This window comes from Micromonospora reichwaldensis, assembly GCF_031845925.1.
Classification (GTDB): Bacteria; Actinomycetota; Actinomycetes; order Mycobacteriales; family Micromonosporaceae; genus Micromonospora; species Micromonospora reichwaldensis.
Genome location: NZ_JAVRFL010000001.1, coordinates 263,185 through 281,608, shown reverse-complemented (window position 1 = coordinate 281,608; position 18,424 = coordinate 263,185). Strand labels below are relative to the sequence as shown.

The 18,424-nt window shown below is 74.3% G+C and carries 15 protein-coding genes; 3 read left to right on the top strand and 12 right to left on the bottom strand.

All coding sequences use genetic code 11. From position 1 onward, the window contains the following. Positions 1-10: 10 nt before the first annotated feature. Positions 11-802: a PASTA domain-containing protein gene (locus RM555_RS01335; RefSeq protein ID WP_311410015.1), complete on the bottom strand. Its 792-nt coding sequence runs from the start codon at positions 800-802 to the stop codon at positions 11-13. A 341-nt stretch (positions 803-1,143) separates the two neighbouring features. After that, complete coding sequence (locus RM555_RS01330) at positions 1,144-1,818, bottom strand: PASTA domain-containing protein (protein WP_311410014.1); 675 nt, start codon at positions 1,816-1,818, stop codon at positions 1,144-1,146. Positions 1,819-1,942: 124 nt separating this feature from the next. Here RM555_RS01330 and RM555_RS01325 point away from each other — a divergent pair, with 124 nt between their 5' ends. Continuing rightward, positions 1,943-3,364: a hypothetical protein gene (locus RM555_RS01325; RefSeq protein ID WP_311410013.1), complete on the top strand. Its 1,422-nt coding sequence runs from the start codon at positions 1,943-1,945 to the stop codon at positions 3,362-3,364. A gap of 77 nt (positions 3,365-3,441) precedes the next feature. Here RM555_RS01325 and RM555_RS01320 read toward each other — a convergent pair whose 3' ends face one another. Both RM555_RS01320 and RM555_RS01315 read right to left on the bottom strand, forming a co-directional pair. After that, entirely contained in the window at positions 3,442-4,920 is a 1,479-nt protein-coding gene (locus RM555_RS01320) for a glutamate--cysteine ligase (RefSeq protein ID WP_311410012.1), read from the bottom strand. A 306-nt stretch (positions 4,921-5,226) separates the two neighbouring features. Next, on the bottom strand, positions 5,227-5,808 hold the full coding sequence (locus RM555_RS01315; RefSeq protein WP_311410011.1) for a YceI family protein: 582 nt from the start codon (positions 5,806-5,808) through the stop codon (positions 5,227-5,229). 103 nt (positions 5,809-5,911) lie between these two features. On the opposite strand from RM555_RS01315, the gene RM555_RS01310 reads away from it, so the two are divergent. After that, positions 5,912-6,421, top strand: a complete 510-nt coding sequence (locus RM555_RS01310; RefSeq protein WP_311410010.1) for a MarR family winged helix-turn-helix transcriptional regulator — start codon at positions 5,912-5,914, stop codon at positions 6,419-6,421. Positions 6,422-6,610: 189 nt separating this feature from the next. Here RM555_RS01310 and RM555_RS01305 read toward each other — a convergent pair whose 3' ends face one another. The 3 genes from RM555_RS01305 to RM555_RS01295 all read right to left on the bottom strand — a co-directional run bounded on the left by RM555_RS01305 (position 6,611) and on the right by RM555_RS01295 (position 12,338). After that, entirely contained in the window at positions 6,611-9,295 is a 2,685-nt protein-coding gene (locus RM555_RS01305; RefSeq protein ID WP_311410009.1) for an ATP-binding protein, read from the bottom strand. 250 nt (positions 9,296-9,545) lie between these two features. Beyond that, positions 9,546-10,700 carry an acyl-CoA dehydrogenase family protein gene (locus tag RM555_RS01300; RefSeq protein WP_132235377.1) on the bottom strand — a complete coding sequence of 385 codons (1,155 nt, stop codon included), beginning with the start codon at positions 10,698-10,700 and terminating at the stop codon, positions 9,546-9,548. A 105-nt stretch (positions 10,701-10,805) separates the two neighbouring features. Beyond that, complete coding sequence (locus tag RM555_RS01295; RefSeq protein WP_311410008.1) at positions 10,806-12,338, bottom strand: acyl-CoA carboxylase subunit beta; 1,533 nt, start codon at positions 12,336-12,338, stop codon at positions 10,806-10,808. 207 nt (positions 12,339-12,545) lie between these two features. On the opposite strand from RM555_RS01295, the gene RM555_RS01290 reads away from it, so the two are divergent. Beyond that, positions 12,546-13,106 (top strand): snapalysin family zinc-dependent metalloprotease, encoded by a 561-nt coding sequence (locus RM555_RS01290; RefSeq protein ID WP_311410007.1) that lies wholly within the window; start codon positions 12,546-12,548, stop codon positions 13,104-13,106. Positions 13,107-13,166: 60 nt separating this feature from the next. Here the strand turns inward: RM555_RS01290 and RM555_RS01285 are convergent, their stop codons facing one another. The 5 genes from RM555_RS01285 to RM555_RS01265 form a co-directional block, all read right to left on the bottom strand. Further along, positions 13,167-14,087: a hydroxymethylglutaryl-CoA lyase gene (locus tag RM555_RS01285; RefSeq protein ID WP_396888651.1), complete on the bottom strand. Its 921-nt coding sequence runs from the start codon at positions 14,085-14,087 to the stop codon at positions 13,167-13,169. 210 nt (positions 14,088-14,297) lie between these two features. Beyond that, positions 14,298-15,635 carry an acetyl-CoA carboxylase biotin carboxylase subunit gene (locus tag RM555_RS01280; protein WP_311410005.1) on the bottom strand — a complete coding sequence of 446 codons (1,338 nt, stop codon included), beginning with the start codon at positions 15,633-15,635 and terminating at the stop codon, positions 14,298-14,300. 82 nt (positions 15,636-15,717) lie between these two features. Then, positions 15,718-16,341, bottom strand: coding sequence for a TetR/AcrR family transcriptional regulator (locus RM555_RS01275; RefSeq protein ID WP_311410004.1), 624 nt, complete (start codon positions 16,339-16,341; stop codon positions 15,718-15,720). A 225-nt stretch (positions 16,342-16,566) separates the two neighbouring features. Beyond that, a complete protein-coding gene (locus RM555_RS01270; protein WP_311410003.1) occupies positions 16,567-17,133 on the bottom strand; it encodes a VanZ family protein in 567 nt (188 codons plus the stop codon). Between the two features lie 73 nt (positions 17,134-17,206). After that, positions 17,207-18,370 carry an FAD-dependent oxidoreductase gene (locus RM555_RS01265; RefSeq protein WP_311410002.1) on the bottom strand — a complete coding sequence of 388 codons (1,164 nt, stop codon included), beginning with the start codon at positions 18,368-18,370 and terminating at the stop codon, positions 17,207-17,209. Between the last annotated feature and the right edge of the window lie 54 nt (positions 18,371-18,424).

Sequence of the window (18,424 nt, the reverse complement as noted above, 5' to 3'; positions counted from 1 at the left end):
GGTCGGCGGCTCACCGGGTGGCGGTCGGTTCGACCGACGGCGTGACCTCGCCGGTCGGCGAGGCGGCGGCGCGAGCCACCACCAGCGTGACCTCCTCGTCCGCCGGCACCAGTTCCCCCGCCGCCGGTTCGGTGCGGATCACCGTGCCGGCCGGACGGTCCGACGTCTCGTACTCGACCCGGTGGTCCAGCCCGACGTCGTCCAGGATGGCCTGCGCCGTCTCTAGCGGCAGGTTCACCACCGGCGGCATCGGCAGTTCGGCCGGCTCCGAGGGCGTCGGGGACGCCGAGGGCGACGAGCTGGTGGGGGCCGCCGAGGTCGGCGCGGCGGTGGTCGGCGACGCGCGGGTCACCGACGGCGACGGCGACGGCTCCGGCCCGCCCGGATCGTCGTCCGCCGACTGGAGGGCCAGCCACAGCCCGGCGCCGAGCAGGCCGAGCAGCAGCAGCACGATCACGCCCCACAGGATCGGCAGCCACCAGCGCCGCGTGTCCTGCTCCTCGGCGTACCACTCGGCCTCCGGCTGGTCGGCCGGCCCGCCGGGGCGCACCTCCGCCCGGCCGGACCACGCCGCCGGCCCGGACCGCTCCGGCGGCACGGCAGCCGTACGGTCCAGCGGGGCGGTGCCGTCGAGTGGCACCCGTCGGGTGGCGTCGCCAGCGTCCGGGGCGCTCCGGTCGGGGCGGGGCAGCGGCTGCGTACGGTCGGGTTCCGGCCCGGCCGAGGGATCGCCCGACGGAGGCAGCGGGCGGGTCCGGTCGTCGTGTTCCCCGGCGGGCGGCTCCCGGCGGTCGTCGCTCATGCCGGCACTCCGCTCCGCTGCGTGCCGACCTGAGGCACCACCGCACCGTGCCGATGACTCGCTCGCTGACGCTCACTCATGCCCGGCACTCCGCTCCGCTGCGTGCCGACCTGAGGCACCACCGCACCGTGCCGATGACTCGCTCGCTGACGCTCACTCATGCCCGGCACTCCGCTCCGCTGCGTGCCGACCTGAGGCACCACCGCACCGTGCCGATGACTCGCTCGCTGACGCTCACTCATGGCGCGTCCTCTCCCGGCCCGGGCGGGCGTCGCGGGCCCTGACCGCCAACCTAGCGGTCCCGGAGGCCATCGGCCGGGATCAGCGTGTCGGACGCTCCGTCAGGGTGTCGGGGAGGGTGAACCGCCGTCCTCCGGCGCGTCGCCGCACCAGATCGACACCTGGTCGTTCCACCGGCCCGCACCGTCGCCGGGCGGATCCTGGCGGCTGACCTTGCCGGTCCGGCCCGTCCGGTACTGCGGGTAGAAGCCCTCGTCGACGAGCTCGTCCGCCGCGTCGTCGCAGTCGTCGCCCACCACGTCCGGCACCGTGGCGGCCGGCGCCGGACCGCTCACGTAGAGCGTCACGGTGCGCCCGGGCTGCACCTCGGTGCCCTCCGCCGGGGAGGTGCGCTCCACGGTCGTACCCGTGCCACGGCCGAAGACGAGCCGCCAGCCCAGCCGCTTGTCGCGGAGCTCCTCGCGGGCGTCCGTGAAATCCTCGCCGACCACCGCCGGGACCGTCAGCCCGGCGGAGCGGCTCGGTGCGGTCGTCCGGGGAGCCGCCGCCGGCGCGGACCGGCCCGGGGTCGGTCGGGTCGCGGCGGGCGTGCTGGTGGCGGGCAGACCCTCCGCCGCCGCCGTCGGCGGGGCCGACGGGTCGTCCTCGCCGGCCAGGAGCCAGCCGCCGGTCGCGCCGACGGCAGCGAGCAGCACGACGGCCAGCCCGCCCCTGAGCAGCAACGCCGACCGGTCCGGCCCGGCGGCGTCCCGCGCGCCCGTGTCCCCGTCCGTCATACGCCCACCCCGCCTCGATCACCGGCGACCGTACCCGCTTCCGCCGACGCCGGCGTCATCGCGGTCGCCCGGGCCGGACCGCCACGACTCGCCGCGCCGACCACGGGACGTTACGCTGCCCGGCATGGCCAGACGGGGCTGGGGAGGATCGATCGCGATCGCGGTCGGCGTCGCTGCCGGCGCGGGCGCGGCCCAACTGGGCTTCGGCTACGGGCTGGGCATCATCAACTGGGCGCCGGCTGACGCGACCGCCGGTGGGACCGCCTGGGTGGCGGGCCTGATCTGGGCCACCTGGATCGCGGCCACCTCGACGGTCTTCGGCGCGGTCTGCGCGCAGCGGCTGCGCGACCGCGCCCCGGCACCGGACACCGGTCCCGCCGACGCGGCTCCGGAAGGACCGGGTGGCGGCGTCCTCGGCTCCGCCGCACTCGCCGTGGCCGCCGGGGTGGGCGCGCTGATCACCGTGCTGCTGGTGGCCGTACCGGCACGGCAGGCGGTGGCGGTGGCCGACACCGGTTCGCCCCGGAACGTCGCGGCCGCCTACGCGGCGGTCGGCGTGCTGGTCGGCGTGCTGACGGCGGCCTGGGCGCTGCGCTCGCCGGCCGCCGCGAACAACGTGCTCGCCACCGTCGGCTGGCTCTGGCTGCTCGCCGTGATCGCCGTCGTGGACGGCGTGCTGGCCGGGCGCGGCCTGACCAGCGCCCAGCTCGGCATCTGGCAGCTCGGCCCCGACGACGGACGGTACTGGATCCGCGACTACTTCTACTGGCCGGGTGCGCTGCTGTCCCTCGGTTCCGCGCTGGTGATCGGTGCCCTCGCGGCCCGCCGGGACGCCCGGAACCCCGACCACCGGGTCGGGGCGGCCGCCTCGGGTGCGGCCGGGCCGCTGCTCGTCGCGACCGCGTACTTCCTGGCGGTGCCGAGGCTGACCGCGATCAGCCCGGAGCAGGTGTCGGCGCACCTGATCGCGCCGTACGCGGTGATCGTCGGGGTCGGCGGCGCCGTCCTGGTCACCGTCCTCGCCCAGCGGGCCGCCCGACGGGCCGCGGCCCGGGGGCCCGTGCGGGTCCCCCGCCAACGCACCGGCGGGCCCGCCGACCACCCGGGCGACCCGGCCCCGGGGCGGCACACCGCTCCGGCCGACGGCACCGACGGCGACGCCCAGGCGACGCCCGACGGCAGCGACACCCGCACGACGCCTTGGAGCAACGACACCTCCACCACGCCGGACGACAGCGATGCCTTCACCGGGTCGGGCGACAGCGCGCCGGGCGGGGAACCCGTCGCGGCGGGCGAAGGGGCCTTCCCGGCCGACCGCGAACCGGCGCCGGTCCCCGCCGCCGCGAGGCCCGCGACCGCATCCGGCACGCCGGCCGGGAAGCCGGCCGCATCCGGCACGCCGGCCGGAGAACCGGCCGCTTCGGCCGCCGGGGACGGCACGCCGGCGTCGGCGACGACCGGGGAGCCGTCCGGGCCGGCCGTCGACGATCCGGTGGAACCGCAGGCCACCGGCCGCCGATCCCGCTCCAGCCGCCGCACCCGCTGACCGGCGGCCGGTACGGGGTTGACCACTCCACCCCGGCCCGCTGAGGGGCGTCACCGCCGCGCAGCGCCCGGGACGGGTCAGTCGACGGGCCAGGTGTGCACGGGCTCGTTGCTGCGTTGCAGCTCGGCGTAGCGCTGCACCATGTGGTGCAGGGCGGCGCCCCGGTCCATGCCACGGTGCCGCTCGGCCGCCCAGACCGCCTCGGTCTGCCAGACCGCGCCGTTGCGGCCCGTACGGCAGCGCTGCTCGATGATGCCGAGCAGCCGGTCGCGTTCGGCCGGGGACACCCCGAACCGGTCGAGCCCGGCGGCCGCCTTGGGCAGCAGGACGTCCAGGACCAGCTTGGTCACCGGCACCTCGCCGAGGCGGGGCCAGTGCAGGACGGCGTCCATGCCGCGCCGGGCGGCGGCGTGGAAGTTCTCCTCGGCGGAGCTGAAGGTGAGCTGGCTCCAGATGGGCCGGTCGGACTCCGCCAGCCCGCGCGCCAGCCCGAAGTAGAAGGCGGCGTTGGCCAGCATGTCGACCACGGTCGGGCCGGCCGGCAGCACCCGGTTCTCCACCCGCAGGTGCGGGCGGCCGTTCATGATGTCGTAGACCGGCCGGTTCCACCGGTAGACGGTGCCGTTGTGCAGGCGCAGCTCGCCCAGCTCCGGTACGCCGCCGCCGTGCAGGACCTCGACCGGGTCCTCGTCCTCGCAGATCGGCAGCAGCGGCGGGAAGTAGCGGACGTTCTCCTCGAAGAGGTCGAAGATCGAGGTGATCCAGCGTTCGCCGAACCAGACCCGGGGTCGTACGCCCTGCGCCTTCAGCTCGTCCGGCCGGGTGTCCGTGGCCTGCTCGAACAGGGCGATGCGGGTCTCCGCCCAGAGCTGCCGCCCGTAGAGGAAGGGCGAGTTGGCCCCGACAGCCACCTGCACGCCGGCGATGGCCTGGGAGGCGTTCCAGTAGTCGGCGAAGCTGTCCGGGGCGACCTGGAGGTGGAACTGGAGGCTGGTGCAGGCGGCCTCGGGGGCGATCGAGTCGGTGTGGGTCTGGAGGCGTTCGACGCCTCGGATGTCGAGCTCGATGTCCTCGCCCCGGGCGCCGACGATCTGGTCGTTGAGCACCCGGTACCGCTCGTTGGTGGAGAGGTTGTCCTCGACGAGGTGACGCTCGGTGAGGGTGGGCAGGATGCCGACCAGGACGATCTTCGCGTCCGACTTGGCGGCCCGCTCGTCGGCGCGGGAGAGGCTGCCGCGCAGGTCCTGCTCGTAGTCGGCGAAGCCGTCGCCCTCGATCAGCCGGGGCGGCGCGTTCAGCTCCAGGTTGAACTGGCCCAGCTCGGTCTGGAAGAGCGGATCGGCGATGTCGGCGAGGATCTGGTCGTTGCGCATCGCCGGCTCGGCCGCCGAGTCGACCAGGTTCAGCTCGATCTCCAGCCCGGTCATCGGCCGGTCGGCGTCGAAGCCGAAGTCGTCCAGCATCAGGGCGAAGACGTCCAGGCACCGCCGGACCTTCTGTCGGTAGCGGACCCGGTCCTCCCGGGAGAAGGCGCCCTGCTCGACGTCCCTGCCCATGTTTCCTCCCGGCGCGAGGCGCAGTCGGACCGTGCCGGCCCGGTAAGCGCGTGGTTAACCCCTCCACGTTAGGAGTGTCGGCATCGCCGGGACCAGAGGAGGTCGCGGCGGTCCCACGGCCGGGACGACCGTACTCCGGTCGGCGGACGCGCTCCCGGCGGCATCTCTACCCAGCGGCGGCGCCCGGCACCCGGTCGAACCGCGAATGAGTCGTGACAAATCGCACCCGGTCGGCGGCTCTGACCGTGCGTACACGCGTCGGGCCCGCGCCGTGACGCGGCGCGGGCCCGGAAGCGGTACGGCGGATCAGGCCTGGCGGACGGCCTCGCCCTCGATCTCGATCTTGATCTTCTTGCCGACCAGCACGCCCCCGGTCTCCAGGGCGACGTTCCAGGTCAGGCCGAAGTCCTCGCGGTCGATCTCGGTGGAGGCGGAGAAACCGAAGATGTCCTGCCCGAACGGGCTGCGGCCGACGCCCTCGAACTCGACCTCGAGGTCGACCGGGCGGGTGACGCCCTTGATGGTCAGCTCGCCGGAGAGGACGAACTCGTTGCCGTCGCGGGACTTCACGGCCGTGCTGCGGAACTCCAGGGTCGGGAAGGCTTCGGCGTCGAGGAACTCGGGGCTGCGCAGGTGCGCGTCCCGGTCGGCCTGGTTGGTGTTGATGGTGGCCGCCTGGATGGTGGCGCTGACCGAGGACTGCATCGGGTCCTCGGCGACGGTGATGGTGGCGCTGGCGTCGGCGAACTCACCGCGTACCTTGCTGACCATCATGTGCCGGGCGACGAAGCCCACGCGCTTGTGCGCGGCGTCCAGCAGGTAGGTGCCGGCGGTCGGGATCGTGAGGCCGTCCCAGTCGCGGGTAACCGGTGCGGTGCTGCTGGTCATGAAGCTGCCCTCCGTGGGGAAAGTTGTTTAGTAGCCCAACGACTGTCGTAGCAACTATAGGCACAGCAATATTCCTCGTGTCAAGTACTGCTACGATGGGCACGTGGACCAGAACGTGTTCGACGACCCCCGGATCACCGCTGTCGGCCTGCTCGTCGAGGCGCACGCCGGGCTCTCGGCCCGGTTCGCCGCCCAGTTCGAGGAGCACGGCCTCTCACCGGTCGAGTTCGAGGTGCTGACCAGACTCGCCCGCTCACCCGGCAACCAGTTGCGGATGACCGACCTCGCCGCCCAGACCTCGCTCTCGACGAGCGGCGTCACCCGCGTGGTGGACCGGATGGAACGCGACGGGCTGCTCACCCGCCGCGCCTGCCCCTCCGACCGGCGCAGCTCGTTCGCGGTGGTCACCGCCACCGGCCTGCAACGCCTCGACGAGACCCTGCCCGGGCACCTACGGATCATCGAGCAGTGGTTCACCGGCCAGCTCGACCCGGCGGCCCTGGACGCCCTGCTCGACGGGCTGCGCCAGGTCCGGGACGCGGTGCACCCCGGCGCCACCGCCGGAAGCACCGGGTCCGCCGCCGACTGCGACGAGACGGCCACGTCCTCCTGACCCGTTGCCGGGACCCGCTCGGCACCGGCAGAAAGAGCGGCAGAACTGCCGCGCCCACGGGACGATAGACGTTCAAACCGGACGGGACCGCGTGCGGGCGGTGGCTAGTCTTCGGGCAGTGGGGACGCACCGGGGGGTGTTGGCGCGGGCGACGAGCGAGGGGTAGCAAGAGGGGCTTCGTCGCCCGCGTCACCCCCGGTCGCTCTGCGCAACGCCCTCCAGGTGACCACCGACGCCGTCGCCGACGGGCCACCCGCTCCGGCGCGCCCTCCACGGGCGCAGTTGCTCCTCCTCGTGCGGCAGCAGCCGGACACCGCTCTGCCGGCAGGCCTGGTCGAGACGGTCCAGCACGACGGGTTCGCCCGAGCTGGCCGCCAGCCCCACCAGCGCCTCGACCACGTCACGCCGGTCCTGGCCGTCGACGCCCGCTTCCGCCGCGGCGGCGAACCACTCCGCCGCCAGCTCACGGTCGCCCCGGCGCAGGGCCAGGTTCCCCTCGATCAACGCGCAGATCCCGTCCTCCGGGCGCGCCCCGGGCGTCGGCGTACCCGGCAGGCGCCCGGGCGACCAGACCTCCTCGGCGCGGGGCACCGGGGGTGGGCGCAGCTCGGCCAGCACCTCGGCCGCCTCGGCGGACCGGCCGTCGCGGGCCAGCGCCAGTCCCACCGTGCCGAGCACCCGGCGACGGTGGCCCGGGTCGCCGAGGTCCGCCAGTGCCGCCACCACCCGCCGGCCCTGGTCGACGGCGTCGGCGTAGCGGCCCTCGAGGCGGGACACCTCGGCGAGGTTGGCCCGCGCGAGCACCCGCAGCCGCTGCTCCCCGCCCTGCGCGGCGAGCCGGTCGACCGCGGCCAGCCGGCGCCGGGCAGCCGCCAGGTCACCGACCCGGATGTCGTGCCAGGCGAGGTTGTTCTGCGCCACCGTCATGTCGCGGGTCCGCCCGTGCCGCACGGCCAGCGCGAGCACCGCCTCGGCCTGCGTACGCGCCTCGTCGTGCTCGCCGAGGGCGATCAGCAGCGCGCAGAGCACCGAACGCGCCTCCAACTCCCCCGTGACGTCGCCCGCGTCCCGGAACGCGGCCAACGCCTGTCGCGCGGCCGGCAGCTCCTCGGCCCCGGCGCCGTGCTCGGCGGCGAGCCGGGCCACCCCGAGGAACGCCCACGCCCGCAGCACCGGGTCGACATCGGCGGTACGCGGATCCGCCAGCAGGCGCTGGAGCCACTGCCTTCCGGGGACGTCGCGCCCCCGGAACCGCCACCACCGCGACAGCGCCGCCGCCAACCGCAGCGCGGTCAACGGGTCGTCGACGGCGGCGTGCGCCAGGGCGGAGCTGATGTCGCCGGACACCTCGTCCAGGCGGTGCACCGCCGCCGGCAGGTTGGCCCCGACCAGCTCCGGTGCGGTCCGCGCCACCAGCCGGGCGACGACCTGCGCGTGCCGGCGCCGGATCGCGGTCAGCTCGCCGGCGCCGGTCGCCTGCTCCGCGGCGAAGTCCCGTACGGCGTCGAGCAGGCGGAACCGGAACGGCCCGGCGCCCCGGACGCTGAGCAGACCGAGTTCGACGAGCCGGTCGAGCAACGGCACCGGGTCCACGACCACCGTCCCGTCCCGGTCGGCGGGGTCGGCGAGCATCTCCTCGGCCAGCTCGACCGACCAGCGGTTGCCGAATGCGGCGAGCCGGCGCAACGCGGCCCGCTCGTCGGGGGCGAGAAGGCGGTAGCTGACAGCCACCGCGTCGCGCAGGGTCTCCGCCACCGCAGCCCGTGGGCTCTCCGGACGGCCCGGCTCCGTGCTGTCCCACCCCGGCCGCCCGGCCGCCCCCGACGAGGTGGTCAGGTCGAGGACGCGGTCGCCGTACCGGTCGAGCAGCTCGTTGAGGTCGAGGATCCGGCCCCGGGCAGCCATCAGCTCGATGGCGAGCGGGAGCCCGCCCAGGCGGCGTACCAGGGCGGCGAGGGCGGGCAGCTCGGCGGGACCGGGCGGCTCCCGGCGGACCTGGGCGAGCCGGGCGGTGAAGAGAGCCACGGCGGGATAGCCGGCCAGCGCCGCCGGGCCCTCCCGCTCGCTGTCCGGCGGCGGCACGTCGAGCGGGGCGACCGGCCACACCCGTTCCCCGGGCAGGCCGACCGGGTGCCGGCCGGTGACCAGCACCCGCAGCGACGGCACCGCGCTGGCGAGCCGGTGCACCGTCTCGGCTACCGCGTCGGGGGCCCGCTCGGCCGCGTCCACGAGCAGCAGCGCCGGCCGGTCGGCGAGGCGGGCGGTCAGCTCGGGCAGCCGGGCGACGCCGAAGACGGCGACCGAGGCGGAGAGCACGTCGGCCGCGTCCGAGCCCTCGCCGATGAGCACTCCGGCCGCCCCGCCGGGATGGTCGTCGGCGACCGCGTGAACCACCGAGAGGGCCAGCGCGGTCTTGCCCACGCCGGCCAGGCCGACCAGGCTGACCAGCCGGGGCCCGCGCCCGTCGGTGAACAACCCGGCCAGCTCGGTCAGGTCACGCTCCCGGCCGACCAGCGCGACCGGGGGCGGAAGCGCGGTCGGCGTACCGGCGTGGTGGTCGAGGTCGACGCGGGCCGGCGGGGCGCCGCGGAGGCTGGCCGGCGCGGCGGCCGGGACCGGCCCCCGGGCGGCGGCCAGGAACGTCGACCGGACGGCTCCGGCCAGCTCCAGCGCGCCGGCGAGCAGCTCGACCGTGGTGCGCTGCGGTCGGGACGAGCGGCCCCGCTCCAGGTCGCGGACGGTCCGGATGCCCACACCGGCCCGGCCAGCCAGCTCGGCCTGGGTCAGGCCGGCGGCGAGCCGGTGCCCGCGCAACAGCTCCGGCAGCCCGGTACGACCGCCCGGATGCGGCGAACGATCATGAACCGGCGTCATGGGCAGGAAGGGTACGGACGGGGTACGACCGACGGCAGCCGAGCGTCGCCCTGCCGACGCCCCGGCGCGGATATCCGACAGCGGAACGGACCGGCGGCGACGCGGACCGGCCCCGGCGGCACGGAACGGATCGGCAGCGGGGAACGGACCGGTGGCGCGCAGCGGACCGGTCACGCCGGGCGGACCGGTCACACCGAGCGGGCCCGGTGGCGCGAAGGCGGCTGCCTCGACGCCAGCGGACCCGTCGCCGTCACATGCCCAGATCGCGGGCGATGATCATGCGCTGCACCTCGGAGGTGCCCTCGCCGATCTCCAGGATCTTGGAGTCGCGCCAGAACCGGGCCACCGGGTACTCGTTCATGAAGCCGTAGCCCCCGTGGATCTGGGTGGCCTCGCGGGCGTTGTCCACCGCGATGGTGCTGGCGTGCAGCTTGGCGATGGCGGCCTGCCGCTTGAACGGCTCACCGGCGAGCATCCGCGCCGCGGCGTCGTAGTAGGCCAGCCGGGCGGTGTGCGCCTTCATCTCCATGTCGGCGATCTTGAACTGGATCGCCTGGTAGTTGCCGATCGGCTGGCCGAACGCCTGGCGTTCCTTCGCGTACCTGATCGACTCGTCGACGCAGCCCTGGGCGAGGCCGACGGCCAGGGCGGCGATGGCGATCCGCCCCTCGTCGAGGATGCGCAGGAACTGGGCGAAGCCCCGGCCGCGCTCGCCGAGCAGGTTCGCCGCCGGCACCCGGCAGTCGTCGAAGGTCAGCTCGTGCGTGTCCGAGGCGTTCCAGCCGACCTTCGAGTAGCCCGGCGCGACGGTGAAGCCCGGCGTACCCGAGGGGACGATGATGGTGGACAGCTCCTTGGCGCCGTCCGGGCGGGTGCCGGTGACCGCGGTGACGGTGACCAGCGCCGTGATGTCGGTGCCCGAGTTGGTGATGAACGCCTTGGAGCCGTTGATCACCCACTCGTTGGTGGACTCGTCGAGCACCGCGCGGGTCTGGGTGCCGCCGGCGTCCGAGCCGGTGCCCGGCTCGGTCAGCCCGAAGCCGGCCAGCGCCTCGCCGCTGAGCAGCTTCGGCAGCCACGTCGCCTTCTGCTCGTCGGTGCCGAAGCGGTAGATCGGCATCGCGCCCAGCGAGACCGCCGCCTCCAGGGTGATGGCGACGCTGGAGTCGACCCGGGCCAGCTCCTCCAGCGCGAGGCAGAGCGCGAAGTAGTCGCCGCCCATGCCGCCGTGCTCCTCGGCGAAGGGCAGGCCGAACAGGCCCATCTTGCCCATCTGCCGGATCACCTCGTACGGGAAGGTGTGCTTCTCGTAGTGCTCCGCGATGACCGGGGCGACCACCTCGCGCGCGAATTCCCGCACGCTCTCCCGCAGCGCCTCTTGCTCCTCGGTGAGCCGGAAGTCCATGGAATCCTCCTGTGTGGATGGGCCGCCGGGCGCTCGTGACGCCGGGAACGGACGGGTCGCTGGTGCGGTACGGGCCCGCGCCGGCCGGGTGTGCCGGCGGCGGGATCAGACCGGGGTGACGCCGTGCCGGCGCCGGGAGAAGTGCCGCTCCTTCGTGCGGGCGGCGGCGAACCGGCGGACCAGCTCGGCGCGCAGCTCGTGCGGCTCGACGATCGCGTCGACGACCAGCTCGCTGGCGAGCCGGACCACGTCGATGTCGCGCTCGTACTCCTCGCGCTTCGCGGCGACGAACGCGGCCCGCTCGGTCTCGTCCTCGATCGCGGCGATCTTGTTCGCGTAGACCGCGTTGACCGCCGCCTCGGCACCCATCACGGCGATCTTGGCGGTGGGCAACGCGATCGTGGCGTCCGGCTCGAAGCCGGGACCGGCCATCGCGTAGAGGCCGGCGCCGTACGCCTTGCGGACCACCACGCAGATCTTGGGTACGGTCGCCTCCGAGATCGCGGTGATCATCTTGGCGCCGTGCCGGATGATGCCCTGCTTCTCCACCGCGCTGCCGACCATGAACCCGGGCACGTCGGAGAGGAAGAGCAGCGGCACGTTGAACGCGTCGCAGAGCTGCACGAAGCGGGTCGCCTTGTCGGCCGAGTCGACGAAGAGCACGCCGCCCTTGAACATCGAGTTGTTGCCGACCACGCCGACGACCTCGCCGTCGAGCCGGCCGAAGCCGATGGTCAGCTCCTTGGCCCAGAGCGCCTGGATCTCGAAGAAGGAACCGTCGTCGAGCAGGCCCTTCACGTACCGCCGCATGTCGAACGCCTGCCGCTCGCTCGCCGGCACCAGCGCGGCCAGGTCGGCCTTCTCCGGCGCCGCGACGGCGGGCGCGGCCGGCGGCTGCTGCGTCCAGTTCCCCGGCAGGTACGACAGGTAGCGCCGGACCACGTCGAGCGCGTCGGCCTCGGTCTTGCAGAGGAAGTGCCCGACGCCGGACTCGGCGCAGTGCACCTTGGCGCCGCCCATGGCCTCCAGCGTGGTCTTCTCGCCGGTGACCATCTCGACCATCCGGTCCGAGCCGAGGTACATGCTGGCGTTGCCGTCGACCATGGCGACCACGTCGCAGAACGCCGGGATGTACGCCCCGCCGGCGGCGCTCGGCCCGAACAGCGCGCAGACCTGCGGGATGGCGCCGGAGGCGCGGACCTGGTTCCAGAAGATCTTGCCGGCGCCGCGGCGGCCGGGGAAGAGGTCGACCTGGTCGGTGATCCGCGCGCCGGCCGAGTCGACCAGGTAGACCATCGGCACGCTCGTCGAGTAGGCCCGCTCGATGATCCGGATGATCTTCTCGACGGTACGGGCGCCCCAGCTGCCGGCCTTGACCGTGGAGTCGTTCGCCATCAGGCAGACCGGGCGGCCGTCGATGGTGGCGGTGCCGGTCACCACGCCGTCGGCCGGGAGGCCCTCGGCCATGGCGTTGGCGTAGAGGCCGTCCTCGACGAAGGAGCCCTCGTCGACCAGGAGCGCGACCCGCTCCCGGGCGAAGAGCTTGCCCTTGGCGGCGTTCGCCGCGTGGTACTTGTCCGCACCGCCGGCCCGGGCCCGCTTGCGCAGCTGCTCCAGTGCCTCACCGTCGAGCGTCACGCCGACTCCCTCGCCACCTGAGCCGGTCACCTCGCGGGCGGACCGACTGACCTGAACGATCGTTAGGCTAGCGCATCCTCCCGCCCCCCGGCGAGCCACGGCCGACGGGGACGACACCACCCGACCCCACCCGGTCGATACTCATTGAAAATCATGAATTTATAGGGCTACGCTCCTGACACCCCTCCACCCGGATTGGAGTCAACGATGACCTCACGGCTCAACCGGCTCGCGGTCGCGTTCGTCGCGACGGCACTGGCCACCCTCGGCGTCACGGTCGCCAACCCGTCACCCGCCTCCGCCGCCATGACCATCTGCTACAACACCAGCCAGGCGGGGAGCTTCGCCGGCACCGCCAACCAGGCCGCCTCGATCTGGAACAACGCCACGTCGAACCTGACGCTCACGGCGAACTGCGGCTCCAACCTGCGGATCTACCAGATCACCGGCGGCGGCTCGTACGCCGTCCGGACCAGCCTCGGCAACGGGCGGGTCTACATCGACACCCAGCAGGCCCAGCAGTACAGCCCGCTGCGGATCATGACCCACGAGATCGGGCACATCCTCGGCCTGCCCGACAACTACAACGGCAACTGCGCGCTGCTGATGTCCGGCGGCAGCGCCGGCACCAGCTGCACCAACCCGTACCCGAGCACCACCGAGGCGAACCGGGTCACCAACCTCTTCGCCGGCACCCGCAGCACGGACCGCGCCGGGTCCGAGATCTTCCGCAACAGCTGGCCGAGCATGCTCACCACGGTGGGCTGACCGACCGGGCACGTCGGAGGGGCCGGCGTCGTGCCGGCCCCTCCCCGCGTTTCCGAACGGTCAGCCCGGCAGCGGCGTCAGCCGGGTACGCGGGCCCGCGCGGAGCACCCCTGACGGGAGCCGCTTGCCGACCAGCTCCTCGGCCAGCTCGGCCACCTCGACCAGGGCATCCAGGTCGATGCCGGTGTCGACGCCCATGTCGTGCAGCATGTGCACCGCCTCCTCGGTGGCCAGGTTGCCGCTGGCCCCCGGCGCGTACGGGCAGCCGCCGAGGCCGCCGACGCTGGCGTCGAACTCGGTCACCCCCAGCTCCAGCGCGGTGAGCATGTTGGCCAGCGCGGTGCCCCGGGTGTTGTGGAAGTGCAGCAGCACGGGGACGTGCGCGTTGCGGTCGCGTACCGCTGTCAGCAGCTCGCGGACCCGTCGGGGCGTACCCATGCCGGTGGTGTCGCCGAAGGCCACCCGGTCGGCGCCGTCGCGGACCACCCGGTCCACGATGGCGGCCACCCGGGCCGGGTCGGTGTCCCCCTCGTACGGGCAGCCGAAGCTGGTCGCCACGATCACCTCGGCCTGCGCACCGGCGCCGTGCAGCAGGTCGATCAGCTCGGCGATGTCGTCCAGCGACTCGTCGGTGGAGCGGTTGACGTTGCGCCGGTTGTGCGTGTCGCTGGCCGAGACCACCACCTCGATCTCGGTGAAGCCGGCGGCCAGGGCCCGCTGCGCGCCCCGGGTGTTCGGCACCAGCGCCGAGTAGCGCACGCCGTCGGCCTTCGCGGCCCGCTGCCACACCTCGTCGGCGTCGGCCATCTGCGGGATCGCCTTCGGGTGCACGAACGAGACGGCCTCGATCCGCTGCACGCCGGTGCCGGAGAGGGCGTCGAGCAGCCGCACCTTGGCCTCAATCGGGATCGGCTCCTCGTTCTGGAGCCCGTCGCGCGGCCCGACCTCCCGGATCGACACGGAGTTCGGCATTTCCGCCATAAGGGGTCACCTCACTGTGACGCAGAGCTGTTCTGTCCCCTCCAGCCTCCCACCCCCTCCACCGCCCCATCCCGGTTGATCATGAAGTTATCGCCACGACACGCCGCAGCCGAGGGCAACAACTTCATGATCAACGGGGCGGGACCGAGGTGGGACCCGGGTGGAGCCGGGTGGGAGCCGGGTGGGAGCCGGGTGGGAGCCGGGTGGGGGTTAGCGCATTCGGGTGACTATGGCGGTGTCGTAGTCGCCGGAGAGGAATTCCTCGTTCTCCAGGAGTTCGGCGAAGAAGGGGAGGTTGTTCTTCGGGCCGGCCAGCTCGAACGCAGCGACCGCCGCCCGGGCGCGCTCGATCGCCTCCGCGCGCGTGGCGCCGTTGACGATGAGCTTGGCCATCAGGCTGTCGTAGAACGGGGTGACGGTGTTGCCCTCGACGTAGCCCGAGTCCACCCGGACGCCCTCGCCGGTCGACTCCACCCACGTCCTGATCACGCCGGGGCCGGGCAGGAAGCGCTTCGGGTCCTCGGCGTTGATCCGCAGCTCGATGGCGTGCCCGCGCGGGGCGAGCGCGTCCGGGTCGAAGGTGGGCGCCAGGCCGGCGGCCACCCGCAGCTGCTCCTCGACCAGGTCGACGCCGTAGACCAGCTCGGTGACCGGGTGCTCCACCTGGAGCCGCGTGTTCATCTCCAGGAAGAAGAACTCCTGCGTCGCGGGATCGAGCAGGCACTCGACCGTGCCCGCGTTGCGGTAGCCCACCGCCTCGCCGGCGCGCACGGCGGCGGCCAGGATGCGCTCGCGCAGCTCCGGGGAGACCGCCGGCGACGGCGACTCCTCGACCAGCTTCTGGTTGCGCCGCTGCACCGAGCACTCCCGCTCGCCGAGGGCGACCACCCGGCCGTCGGCCAGGCCGAGGATCTGCACCTCGACGTGGCGCACCCGGGGGAAGTACCGCTCGATCAGCACCGAGCCTTCGCCGAACATCCGCTCGGCGAAGGAGCGCACCTTGTCGTACTCGGTGCGCAGCGCCGCCTCGTCGGTCGCCACGCCCATGCCCATGCCGCCGCCACCGGCCGCGGCCTTGACCATCACCGGGTAGCCGATCTCCGCCGCCGCGACGACCGCCGCGTCGAGGTCGGCCGCCGGGTCGGTGGTGCCGGGCGCGACCGGCACGCCGGCCGCCGCCATCAGGTTCCGGGCGTTGATCTTGTCGCCCATCGCGGTGATCGCGTCCGCGCCGGGCCCGACCCAGATCAGCCCGCTCGCCTCGACGGTACGGGCGAAGTCGGCGTTCTCCGACAGGAAGCCGTAGCCGGGGTGGATGGCCTGCGCGCCGGTCGACTTGGCGGCGGCGAGGATGGCCTCGACGTTGCGGTAGCTCTGGGCCGGGTTGGCCGGACCCACGCACACCGCCTCGTCGGCCTCCGTCACGAACGGCAGGTCGGCGTCGGCCTCCGAGTGCACCGCGATCGCGCGGATGCCGAGCCGCCTGGCGGTCCGGATGATCCGGCGGGCGATCTCGCCCCGGTTGGCGACCAGCAGCGACTCGATCATGTTTCCCTCCAGCGTCCAGGGGTGGGGACGGGTGCTAGGGAACCACGGCCGGAAGGTTACTGACGAGTTGCCCCCGCCCGGTTCAGGAACCGGGGTGGGCCAGCAGGGCGGCCTGGGTGGCGGCGCGGAGCAGCTCGGCCCGGCGGCGCCGGTCCACCTCGCCACCCAGGAACGGCGTCGAGTTCATCAGGCCGAACGCGGCGTGGGCCAGCACCCGCGCCTCACCGTCGGGCATGCCCGGGTGCAGCGCGGTCAGCACCGTCACCCACTGTTCGACGTAGAGCCGCTGGAGCCGGCGGATCCGGCGGCGCGGCTCGTCGGGGAGGCGGTCCAGCTCGTGCAGGTGCAGGGCGATCACCGCCGGGTTGGCCAGCGCGAAGTCGACGTGGAAGTCGATCAGCGACTCCAGCGCGCCGCGCGGGTCGTCGGGGTGGCCGGCGGACCGCTGCTGGCCGCCGGCCAGCAGCTCCTCGCTGACCGGGATGAGCGCGGCGACCAGCATGGCCTCCTTGCCCGCGAAGTGGTGGTAGAGCGCCGGGCCGGTGACCCCGGCAGCCGCGCCGATGTCGTCCATCGAGACGCCGTGGTAGCCCCGGGACGCGAAGAGGCCGACCGCGATCTCCAGGATCTCGTCCTTGCGGGACCGGCGCCGGGCCGCCCCCGCGGCACCGTTCGCCCTGCCCCGTGCCTGCTGCTCGACCGTCACCGGGCAAGCGTAGACCTCGACCGGCCCGGCGTGGAGCCTCCGCTACCCGTCGGTTGGCTCACGTCCGCCGCCGGTCACCGGTGCGTCCGGGCCCCTTGACCCTCGACCCGGTCGAGCCCGGAGGGTCGCCGGCATGACCGCACCCCCGCTCGGCCGCGACCACCGACTGCTCTGGTCCGCCGCCGTGTCCTCGCGACTCGGCGGTGGCCGGGGTCTTCGTGCTGGTCACCCTCGCGGCGTGGCGGACGCTGCGACCGGCCGCGCCGGGACCGGCCGCCGGGCCCACCAGCCCCGCGACAGCAGCCCGGCCAGGGCGGCGCCCGTCGCGTTGAGCAGCACGTCGTCGGCCGAGGAGACCCGGCCGAGGTCGAGCGCGTACTGGAGGGACTCGACCAGCACGGAACCGGCCGCCCCGAGCAGGAACAGCCGGCCGACGCCGGCGAACGCGGCCAGGCGTACCGGGGCGAAGAAGCCCAGCGCGGCGAAGACCAGCAGGTTGCCGACGACCTGGACCACGGCGGTCGCCGGCGGCCCGGTCAGCAGGTCGGCCAGATCGCGCAGCGGCACCGGGTCGACCTGCGGGGGCGCGGGCCGGGGGGTGAGGATCATCCACACCCACGGCAGGGTGCCGGCCACCGCGCCCACCTCGGCGACGCTGCGCCGCCACGACTCCCCGACCGTCGCGGCGTCGCGCCGGTGGCGCGCCAGCACGGCGGTGAGGAGGGCCAGCAGGGGCAGCCCGGCGGCCACGGCGAGCAGCACGCCACCCCAGTCATGCCACACCTGACCCACCGGGGCAGCCTAGCCGCGCGCCCCGTCGCGCCTGGCCCACCGGGCAGTCCGGCCGCGCGATCCGCCGGGCAGGTCAGCCGCGCGTCCCGTCGCGGTGGTGCAGGCCGGAGAGGCGCATCGCGATCCGGTGCCGGGCCGGCGGCACGGCGCCGAGCAGGCGGAACAGCAGGTTCCGGGCCGGCCGGGCGGCCGGCGGCAGGGTGGCGAGCCGGGTCAGCCGGGCGGCGAGGGCCACCACCTCCCCGGCCATCGGGCGGCGCCGGGCCGCGTACGCGTCGAGCAGTGCGTCGGGCGCGCCGCCCAGCACGTCGGCGAGCGTGTCGCCGAGGTCGACCGCGTCCACGATGCCGAGGTTCATCCCCTGCCCGCCGGCGGGGCTGTGCACGTGCCCGGCGTCGCCGGCCAGCAGCACCGGCCCGCTGCGGAAGGTGTCGGCGATCCGGTGGTGGATCCGGAACCGGGAGCCCCAGAGCACCTCCGTCACCCGGTCGGGGCGGCGGGCCGGGCCGCGCTCGTCGAGCAGCGCCTGGAGGTGGGCCCGGTCGGGGGCGGCGGGGGCGTCCGCCACCGCGGCGACCAGCCGGACCACCCCGTCGGGCAGCGGCGCCCAGACCAGCGGGCCGGAGCGGGCCAGGAAGAGGGACACCCGGTCGCGGGGCAGCGCGCTCTCCAGCCGGACGTCGGCGAGGACGAACGACTCCTCGCCGCCGGCCGGGCCGGAGAAGCCGATCCCGGCCCGTTCCCGCACCGTGCTGTGCATCCCGTCGGCGCCGACCAGGTAGCGGGCCCGGACCGTCGCGCCGCCTGCGAACGTGGCGAGGACGCCGGCCGCGTCGGGGGCCAGCCCGGTCATCTCGTACGGGCGCAGCACCGGGACTCCGAGCGCGGCGAGCTGCCCGGCGAGCACCTCCTCGGTGACCGCCTGGGACACCATCAGCGCGTAGGCGTGCCGGGACGGCAACGCGTGGAACGGCACGGCGAGCAGCACCCGGTCGCGGTCGCGGACCGTGAACCCCGGCGACCGCAGCCCGCGCGCCACCAGCGGGGCGCCGGCGCCGATCCGGTCCAGCGTCTCGAGGGTGTACGCGTGCACGACCGCCGCCCGGGAGGTCTGCGGCGGCCGGTCCAGCCGGTCGACCACGGTCACGTCGACCCCGCGCCGGGCCAGGGTCAGCGCGGCGGTGAGCCCCGTCGGGCCGGCGCCCACCACCAGGACGTCCGTGTTCGTGGGCAGCATCGCCGACCTCCGTCCGCACGCGCCAACGGTTGTTGGCAAACGCTTGTTGGCAAC

Coding starts and splice junctions, on each gene's coding strand:
- RM555_RS01335 (WP_311410015.1), bottom strand. CDS start 802: ATGAGCGACGACCGCCGGGAGCCGCCCGCCGGGGAACACGACGACCGG.
- RM555_RS01330 (WP_311410014.1), bottom strand. CDS start 1,818: ATGACGGACGGGGACACGGGCGCGCGGGACGCCGCCGGGCCGGACCGG.
- RM555_RS01325 (WP_311410013.1), top strand. CDS start 1,943: ATGGCCAGACGGGGCTGGGGAGGATCGATCGCGATCGCGGTCGGCGTC.
- RM555_RS01320 (WP_311410012.1), bottom strand. CDS start 4,920: ATGGGCAGGGACGTCGAGCAGGGCGCCTTCTCCCGGGAGGACCGGGTC.
- RM555_RS01315 (WP_311410011.1), bottom strand. CDS start 5,808: ATGACCAGCAGCACCGCACCGGTTACCCGCGACTGGGACGGCCTCACG.
- RM555_RS01305 (WP_311410009.1), bottom strand. CDS start 9,295: ATGACGCCGGTTCATGATCGTTCGCCGCATCCGGGCGGTCGTACCGGG.
- RM555_RS01300 (WP_132235377.1), bottom strand. CDS start 10,700: ATGGACTTCCGGCTCACCGAGGAGCAAGAGGCGCTGCGGGAGAGCGTG.
- RM555_RS01290 (WP_311410007.1), top strand. CDS start 12,546: ATGACCTCACGGCTCAACCGGCTCGCGGTCGCGTTCGTCGCGACGGCA.
- RM555_RS01285 (WP_396888651.1), bottom strand. CDS start 14,087: ATGGCGGAAATGCCGAACTCCGTGTCGATCCGGGAGGTCGGGCCGCGC.
- RM555_RS01280 (WP_311410005.1), bottom strand. CDS start 15,635: ATGATCGAGTCGCTGCTGGTCGCCAACCGGGGCGAGATCGCCCGCCGG.
- RM555_RS01265 (WP_311410002.1), bottom strand. CDS start 18,370: ATGCTGCCCACGAACACGGACGTCCTGGTGGTGGGCGCCGGCCCGACG.